The 7,186-nt window shown below is 41.9% G+C and carries 7 protein-coding genes; 1 reads left to right on the top strand and 6 read right to left on the bottom strand.

The window, feature by feature from the left end:
• The 3 genes from PY364_RS18430 to PY364_RS18420 form a co-directional block, all read right to left on the bottom strand.
• Window positions 1–827, bottom strand: an 827-nt coding sequence (locus tag PY364_RS18430) for a heteromeric transposase endonuclease subunit TnsA (RefSeq protein ID WP_275524684.1), incomplete at its 3' end; no start/stop codon positions are given.
• Window positions 828–863: 36 nt separating this feature from the next.
• A complete protein-coding gene (locus tag PY364_RS18425; RefSeq protein WP_275524683.1) occupies window positions 864–2,186 on the bottom strand; it encodes a hypothetical protein in 1,323 nt (440 codons plus the stop codon).
• The gene (locus tag PY364_RS18420; RefSeq protein WP_275524681.1) at window positions 2,183–4,084 is read right to left on the bottom strand and encodes a DEAD/DEAH box helicase family protein; all 1,902 of its coding nucleotides are present in this window, start codon (window positions 4,082–4,084) and stop codon (window positions 2,183–2,185) included. Before PY364_RS18420 ends, PY364_RS18425 begins: the two co-directional genes overlap by 4 nt.
• Window positions 4,085–4,180: 96 nt before the next feature.
• On the opposite strand from PY364_RS18420, the gene PY364_RS18415 reads away from it, so the two are divergent.
• Window positions 4,181–4,417, top strand: coding sequence for a ribbon-helix-helix protein, CopG family (locus PY364_RS18415; protein ID WP_275524679.1), 237 nt, complete (start codon window positions 4,181–4,183; stop codon window positions 4,415–4,417).
• Window positions 4,418–4,481: 64 nt separating this feature from the next.
• Here the strand turns inward: PY364_RS18415 and PY364_RS18410 are convergent, their stop codons facing one another.
• The 3 genes from PY364_RS18410 to PY364_RS18400 all read right to left on the bottom strand — a co-directional run bounded on the left by PY364_RS18410 (window position 4,482) and on the right by PY364_RS18400 (window position 6,823).
• Window positions 4,482–4,868 carry a hypothetical protein gene (locus PY364_RS18410; RefSeq protein ID WP_275524677.1) on the bottom strand — a complete coding sequence of 129 codons (387 nt, stop codon included), beginning with the start codon at window positions 4,866–4,868 and terminating at the stop codon, window positions 4,482–4,484.
• 477 nt (window positions 4,869–5,345) lie between these two features.
• Window positions 5,346–6,257 (bottom strand): hypothetical protein, encoded by a 912-nt coding sequence (locus tag PY364_RS18405; protein ID WP_275524676.1) that lies wholly within the window; start codon window positions 6,255–6,257, stop codon window positions 5,346–5,348.
• 404 nt (window positions 6,258–6,661) lie between these two features.
• Window positions 6,662–6,823 carry a hypothetical protein gene (locus PY364_RS18400; RefSeq protein WP_275524674.1) on the bottom strand — a complete coding sequence of 54 codons (162 nt, stop codon included), beginning with the start codon at window positions 6,821–6,823 and terminating at the stop codon, window positions 6,662–6,664.
• Window positions 6,824–7,186 lie beyond the last annotated feature (363 nt).

The following is a 7,186-nucleotide window of genomic DNA, read 5'->3' as shown; positions in this document are numbered from 1 at the left end:
ATAATTGCAATCTTTGGAGTAGATTGTTTGACCATTAATTGATAAGCAAGAGATGTCTGTTGGTCGCTAAAGACTAAACATCTTTCCGGCTCAGCTAGTGGGGTGGTATTTAGATTGACGTAAAGTTGTTCGGTGGCGATTAATGTGTAAATGTCATCGGCTCTAACTCCTGTTTCTTGATGCAACAATTTCGCTAAAGTTATTCCTGGCTCAGTCAATACTGTTGAAAGGATAGAGTTAGTTACTGATTCTTCCAAAGTTATTGAATTGGCTCGAAAGTAATCCTCTAAAAATATAAGGTTACGTTGGAGAATCCAATTAATTTGATTATCTGAACGGATACGATAATAAAGCCCAAATTGTTGAGCGTAAACTTGCCCTGGTGGACTAAGCCACTGATTATCATCAGAGCAAAAGTAGCGATTTCGATTTTTTTCAGTAAGTCTTTTTAACTCCTGTTCAGTTTTACACTCTTCCCATCCAACAGAATTAGTCCTGATAACAAAAAAGTCTGGAGTGTGCAATACACCGAGTTTTCGCCCATTCTTTGCCTCATAGTCAAGCTTAATCTGAGGGGGTTGGTCGTAAAACTCTAATACATCCTCATCATGTTCCAGTTCATAGATAAAAGGAAGTTCAACTTTGTGAGACTCAAACTGGATAGTCACTCCCATTTTTCGGCTTGGATAACGCCCAGAAACGTTTTTAGTTCCACCCCCAACCCGACGCGATGGTTCTGATGAACGAATCTTTTCAATCAGAATTTGTGTTTGCTGAGATGGATTAAAGCGACTACACCAGGCATTAAATTCTGTCTTTGACAGCATTGGCAATCTCCTGACATTTAATTAGTCCTATTTGAGTTATTGAACTAGAGTGAATAACCAAGAACGTCCTTTTTTCTTTTTACTACGTTGCCAACCTAAACCCTCTGGATCTCGTTGTTTTACCCATTCCAGAAATTGATTAGGTTTGTCATATACCCTATTGAGAATGGTCTGCCGACTAAGTTTCAAGCGTTTTGCCAAATCATCTACACTCAACTCTTGATTCGCGGGTATATCTGTCTTAACTTTAATTACATCCTCTGCGGATTGGAGAATTGGTGAATCTCCATTAAGAGACTGCTCTTGATGGATTTCGAGGATTGAAGAAGTTGAGATTTCAGCGAAAGGTTCAGCCTGGTTAGTGGCAAGTTGAGCGTTACTATTTAAAGATTGAAGGCTATCTGGAGACTCTTCTTTAGCTGGCTCTAGTAATGCCATAGGGGGTTCTAATCCTTCCCTCAAATGGTCAATCAACTCTTTGAGCCTGTCCCCCTTATAAAAGGTCAGTAGTTTCTCGGCCGCCTTTTTGGGATTGTCCATTCGTATAGATTTAGAGCGATCTTTAACTCCCAGCAGTTCTTTGACGTACCTGTTGAGTTCGCGACCGTAAGCTGGCTCCTTATCCTCATCATCGGGAATTGGGCTAGTATGTATGTACTGGTTGATTCTTACGCCAACTAAATCTCGCTTGTCCACATAGTCTCGTTCTTCTGCGGTCAGGTTATCGGGGTCTTTTATGTCACGACCTAACTGTGCAGCAATATCTATCGCTATGAGTCCTCGATCTAGTAACTCACCTATGGCTGGAATAGCTTCTGCTGCTCGGTTTGCGGCACGGAGACGTTCTTGTTGGGTATGTTTTAACTTCCCCCCTTGAGGGGGGGAAGTTCTGTTTTCATCAACAGTTATATCTGTCCGTTCCCCTTGACGAGACTCGTAGATGATTGCCCGAAACCTTCGTTGTACTTCAGGATCAGCCTGTAGAACTCGGTCTACTGTCTCTACGCTAGTTTCTAATCCATTAGGACGTTTGGCGGTAATAAAGGCTCGGAAATTCTCAGAATCTATGCTTTTGGTATAGCGACAGTAATAAGGGGTAACGACTCCCTTGGCAACATACAAGCATTCCCACAGCTTGTTGTCGATGATTTCTTTGATAAAGCCGGGAATTTTGTCAACAAAAGCCAAGTCCTTGCCAATTCCAGAAGCTATCAAATCAGAGATTAGAAAAGCTTGGAGAGCTTTATCGTGCTGCTCTGTTGGTAGTTGCTCTTCATCGGATAAAACCTTCTGGATGACTGCGGTTTTTGGGATACTAAGTTCGCTCGGATCGATAATTTTGAAATTTGCGTGATTCATAGCTCTTCCTTTCCCTTAAATTTTTTTGCGTCAGCAATGCGATCGCACAAAGACAGATAGATTTTTTCCCATCCCTCGTGAGCGATAAAACCTTTTAAGGGAAGCCCTTGTTTTTGTTTAGCCCAGACATGAATTTGCTGAAGTTGAGCTTTCTGCTCTTCTGTGGTTGCGTCGGGATAGAGAATGCGAGCCAGGTGAAAAACTTTATCATTGGCTTTACTTCGAGCCAACTTAAGTTTTTCATCTGGGAGCCAACTAGCGTATTCAGATGGAAAACCTTGAGGAACAGGGGCAGTTGAAAAATTTTGGTTGGTAGGTGTTTTCTGTGGAACTGTCTGATACTCTCTATACAAAAGATCAAACTGTGGCTGATCCTTCATCAACAACTGCGCTAGGTGAGCGGGTGTTTTAGACCAATGCCGCCAAATCTCCTTATGTTCAATTGCCCATTCCGCAACAGCAGTAAACTCCCTAGCAATCTCCTCGCTGTCTACAATCTGACTTCCTAATTCCCCGGTTGAAGCAATTGCTTCAAACATAGAGAGAATTTGAGGGCTGCCTTTATCCCCATCTTCTGAGTCCTTATCATCAGAAGTTTCTTCTTCCTTCTCCCGAACAACATGGGCAACCTCATTTAAGACGCTTAATGCCAAATTAATCAGGGTTGGATGTGCTGGAATTAAGGTTTCAACAGCTTCAGGAGTTTCTACAGGAAAAAGACGGAGCAATCGTCCCAAATCTTGCATGAAAGACAAAGCGGTGCGAAAATTAGTTGCGTGGATTCGGTATTTCAGGCGATTGATAGAAACACCTTCGCCCAACATTGAAACCCCAATAATCCAAGATTTTGCGCCGACACCAGTTTCAGCAGCAAACCCTTCAATTAACTTACTAGGATCTTGGCGCGAACTAAAACGCGAATTTTGATTAGGGTCATCGTCTTTGGAGACGATGACCAGAGCAGCTTCGCCTGTGATTTGGCGTATGCGTTCTTCTATCTTTCGAGCAGCATCGATTGTAGAGACTCGCACGTAAGTAGCACATTCGGGAAGTCCCTTAGCGCGATCACGCTGCATCCGCTTATGTGCCCATAGAATAGCTTCCTTAACCCAATCACCATCAATATAGATAGCTGTGTTGAGGGCATCAGTTAATTCTTGTTCGTCTGTAGTATTTGTAAAGGTCTTACCCTCATAAACATAGCGATCGCGACGGTAAGTAAATTGCCCATCCATTGTTACAAACGAAAAGGGAGGAATTATTCCATCTCGCAAAGCATTGACCAGAGTGTACTGAAAATCAGGAACGCATTTAAAAGTATTGTCTGTGGCTGGCAAATAGGTGAGCCAGTTCCCTAAAATCTTGTTGTTATCCGAGCGAAATGGCGTTCCAGAAGTCATCAACCGATGCGATACACTCCTGTCTGACAAGGCAATCTCGCAAGCTTGACCGAAAGAAAGTTCAGAACTGGCATGGTGAACTTCATCAAGAATGGCAAATACCTTGCCAGCTAAAGTTTTTTGCAGAGCGTTTGCCAACCACTCAGCATTGCCAGAGTACGTTAGCCATTGATAGTTGACTACCAATCCTTGATACCCTTTCTGCAACAATTCTTCTGGTGTTGGTAGTCGCCCCAAGCTTTTTTGTGTGCCTGAGTAATAAAGCTGAAGTCCAAAAAGTTTCTGTGCGTCTACAGCATACTGTCGCTTAAGATGCTCGGATGGAACCACAACTACAAGAAAGCGCCAACCAAATGCCTGTTTTAGGAACTCATAAATATAGAGAGATCCACCCGTTTTTCCTGCGGAGGTGCAGGCTTCTACCAGAAAATTCCGTTTTCTCTTTTCTTGGTACTCTCTAACAAATCTAGTTTGCCAGTCTCTAGGTATGAATGCCATTCTTTACTCCTCACTGATAAGATTGCGGTATGTATTTCATTCGTAGCTCACAAGTATCTCGTATCTCAAAAGTAGCACAGATGTATCTCGCTAGTTATGTCAAAAACAGGGAAAGATAAAACTATATCGGTTAGACTGTCTCAATCCATGCTTGATGCACTAGATGCGCGGGCTGTCCTAGACGAAAAAGATAGGACTCAGGTAATCAGAGAAGCGATCGCGCAACATCTTGGGTTGTCCCTCGATCCAGTGGAAGAGAGACTTAATGTGCTTGAAGAGCGTGTAGATGAACTAAGCCGTTTGGTGGCTGTGTGCGTAGGAAAATCGAAGTAAATGCTTTGGTGAAAGCCAAAACCATTGAAATTTACTGCGCTACTGCCACCAAAAAGCCCAAGACTTATGCAACTAAGTCTTGCCGTTCAAACCCAAACTTCCTTATCGTTAGTCGAATTGCTTCGACATGACCTTCCTGTGGGTCATCTAAATCAAGCATTACTACAAGTCTTTCGCAGTATGCGATCGCTTGAATTCCACTCGCTTCAGCGATATGATTCCTTGCAATTTTAGGGTTCCCTGCTTGAGTCGCCCATAGTTGCTTCATTTGAGCAGCGTTAAGCCCAAACAGTCCCATGTAGACAATATTAGTCCACTTACCGTAATTGCCGCCTTTGCTTTGGATGTAACCACAGTAGTCTTTTCTTGGGCGCTTACCTAGCTCTCTGTCTTGTTCCGGGAGAGCGTGGGAGTCTCTAGCTGAATTGGAGTTGTTTTTCCGCTTAGCCATAAATTAAACTCATCTTTGGAGATTGCTTGACAAATTGGCTTTCTTGCGGTAAATACAGGGGAAACAAAATATTGACTTAACACTGGATAAAGTGCTAGACTAAATCAAAGCAAAACCCACTGTACCGCAAGAGTATTAAACTCTTAGGTGCTGGCAAAAGATAATCAACCTTTACCAATAAAGGTCACATCTTTTGTGACCTGTGAATGCTAAGGGTTAAACCCTGATTTGGTTTAGATCATTTTTTGCTCTCCAAAGATTGTTCACAGGTTCTAGGTTCAGCGAAATAACTGTAAGTAAGCTGGTTAATTGTGGGTGGCGGGGGAATCGAACCCCCTCAGCTATCGGCCTCGGAAACCTATAAAGCTGTCACCTGCGCCACCCATGATTTAGCCCCAAACAGTTGTTGCAAAACTTGAGCTTGTTCTTCAATCACATAGCCCAAAAAACAAGGTAAATCAAAACGGCAAAACTGTTTTAACGAACAGTTTTGCCGTTTTGATTTGCATTTGGAGCGAGTACCTGATCTAACATGGCGACAATCCTGCTAGAACCTCCAGTTGAAAGCTTTTGTTCCAATTTAGCCAACTGAATTTTAAGATTGGCTATTTCTTCTTTAACAAGAACATTTTCTTCTTTAAGATTGGCTATTTCTTCTTTAACAAGAACATTTTCTTCTTTAATGACAGTATAGTTTTGCTTGAGTTCAACAACCTCTTCAAGCAGTCGAAAAATTATTACTTCTATGCCTTCAACATTCTCGTTATCACCATCCGAACTATCTACCTCTTCGGTGTCAATTTCATCTATCCTATCTGGTTCTAAGGAGTTTGATTCTTCTTGATTTTCTTCATTTGCTGAAACTTGATCATCTACTTGATCATCTATTTGATCGCTGCCAACGTCTTTTGATTCATCTTCTAGGCTATCACTCAGCTCATCCTCATACTCGTTACCACTATTATTTTTATTTTTCTCTTTCTCTTGACGTTGGGCATGATAACTCTCATAGCTGTAGCGTTCGATAGCCATTATTTTTTGGATCTCCTCTAAGGTTACGCCATCCGCTAAAAAATAAAAATCTGCCCCTCCTTGAGAGCCAGTACGCTTAGATCGTTTTAACAGGGGGGTGTCTATCCGCCCATACTCCGTATCACTCATTTTACGGAGGCGAGTTGAAGTTGTTGGATTTGATAAATCCATCACGCGCATCATTTCTAGCACCGTGACACCGCGCTCAACTTTTGGATCAGCGTTTTGTGCTATGTATTCCAATGCCACCAAATCGCATTGATCGCGTTTACTAAGATGGTACGAAATTTTTCGAGCAAGAACCGGGTCAACACTGGTAGGTTGACAAGCGTTCGATTGTTCGCTAGAATATGACATAAGAAATTAGACTCCTACGTTTTGGCAGAGGGGTAGAAAGTGCCTCTATACCTGAGCGGTTAAAGACTGAGCCTGCAAGCTAACAAGTCTTAAGCCCATAGAGGACAGAGGCATACTAAAAACATTGGGGCAACCATGCTTGGTCAAGAGCTGGTTGCTTCATTTTTTATTTTATATACAACTTATTTTTTTTGTCAAGGGCTTTTTGGTGGTTTTTTCTGAAAGCTCTTTTGTTTTTATTGCGTTAAGCTTAAATACAATACACTATTACAGTACAACAACAAAGGAAGTTTTGTCCTCTAATCAATAAAAAACTTCCCAGAACTAAACACCGCTGTGTGAACAGTAGAAATGTCTATGCCCAAAGATTACTACAACCTCACTCTCGGTAAGCATAGGGAAACTTATCTTCTCAAGGCATCAGCAAGGTTTCTGATACTCCGCCATTTTCCCAAACTCCATAAAGCAGCACTGACTACTTGCTTATTGACAATTAGGATGGTAGCACGAGCCTCCGAACCTGATTCGACGCGATCGCTACCCAAAAAGTTAGTGCGAGCCAGCATTGATCTTTTTGATATTGAACAGCTTAAAACCTTTTAAGCGCAAGGCTTTCAAGTTGCTTGTCATCCCCTAAAGTAGAGTGTAGAACTTTTCTACGCTCTGACTCCAGACACAAAGAAGAAAGCTGATCCTTTAAAAACGAGGGTTGACGAGTTAAGTCTTTTAATGGCTATTTGTTTAAAGTGATTTAAATTAAGTGAATTATCACTCGCGGCAAGTTTATAGTTCCAATTAGAGCTGACGGCAAAATTATGGCTCCGCAAGTGAAGAAAACCAGAATTTATCTAACCTAAAAATAGGTGTCAAAGTCTTGTTAGCGGCAAACTTATGGTTCTAGTAGCGGCAAAATTATAGGTAAAGTTACA

The sequence above is a fragment of the Kamptonema sp. UHCC 0994 genome (assembly GCF_029167235.1).
GTDB lineage: Bacteria > Cyanobacteriota > Cyanobacteriia > Cyanobacteriales > Microcoleaceae > Kamptonema.
This window is presented reverse-complemented; position numbering and strand designations above follow the sequence as displayed.

Bases quoted from the DNA above. Each gene is read 5' to 3' on its own strand.
- PY364_RS18405 (WP_275524676.1), bottom strand. From the start codon at position 6,257: ATGTCATATTCTAGCGAACAATCGAACGCTTGTCAACCTACCAGTGTT.
- PY364_RS18420 (WP_275524681.1), bottom strand. From the start codon at position 4,084: ATGGCATTCATACCTAGAGACTGGCAAACTAGATTTGTTAGAGAGTAC.
- PY364_RS18410 (WP_275524677.1), bottom strand. From the start codon at position 4,868: ATGGCTAAGCGGAAAAACAACTCCAATTCAGCTAGAGACTCCCACGCT.
- PY364_RS18400 (WP_275524674.1), bottom strand. From the start codon at position 6,823: ATGCTGGCTCGCACTAACTTTTTGGGTAGCGATCGCGTCGAATCAGGT.
- PY364_RS18415 (WP_275524679.1), top strand. From the start codon at position 4,181: ATGTCAAAAACAGGGAAAGATAAAACTATATCGGTTAGACTGTCTCAA.
- PY364_RS18425 (WP_275524683.1), bottom strand. From the start codon at position 2,186: ATGAATCACGCAAATTTCAAAATTATCGATCCGAGCGAACTTAGTATC.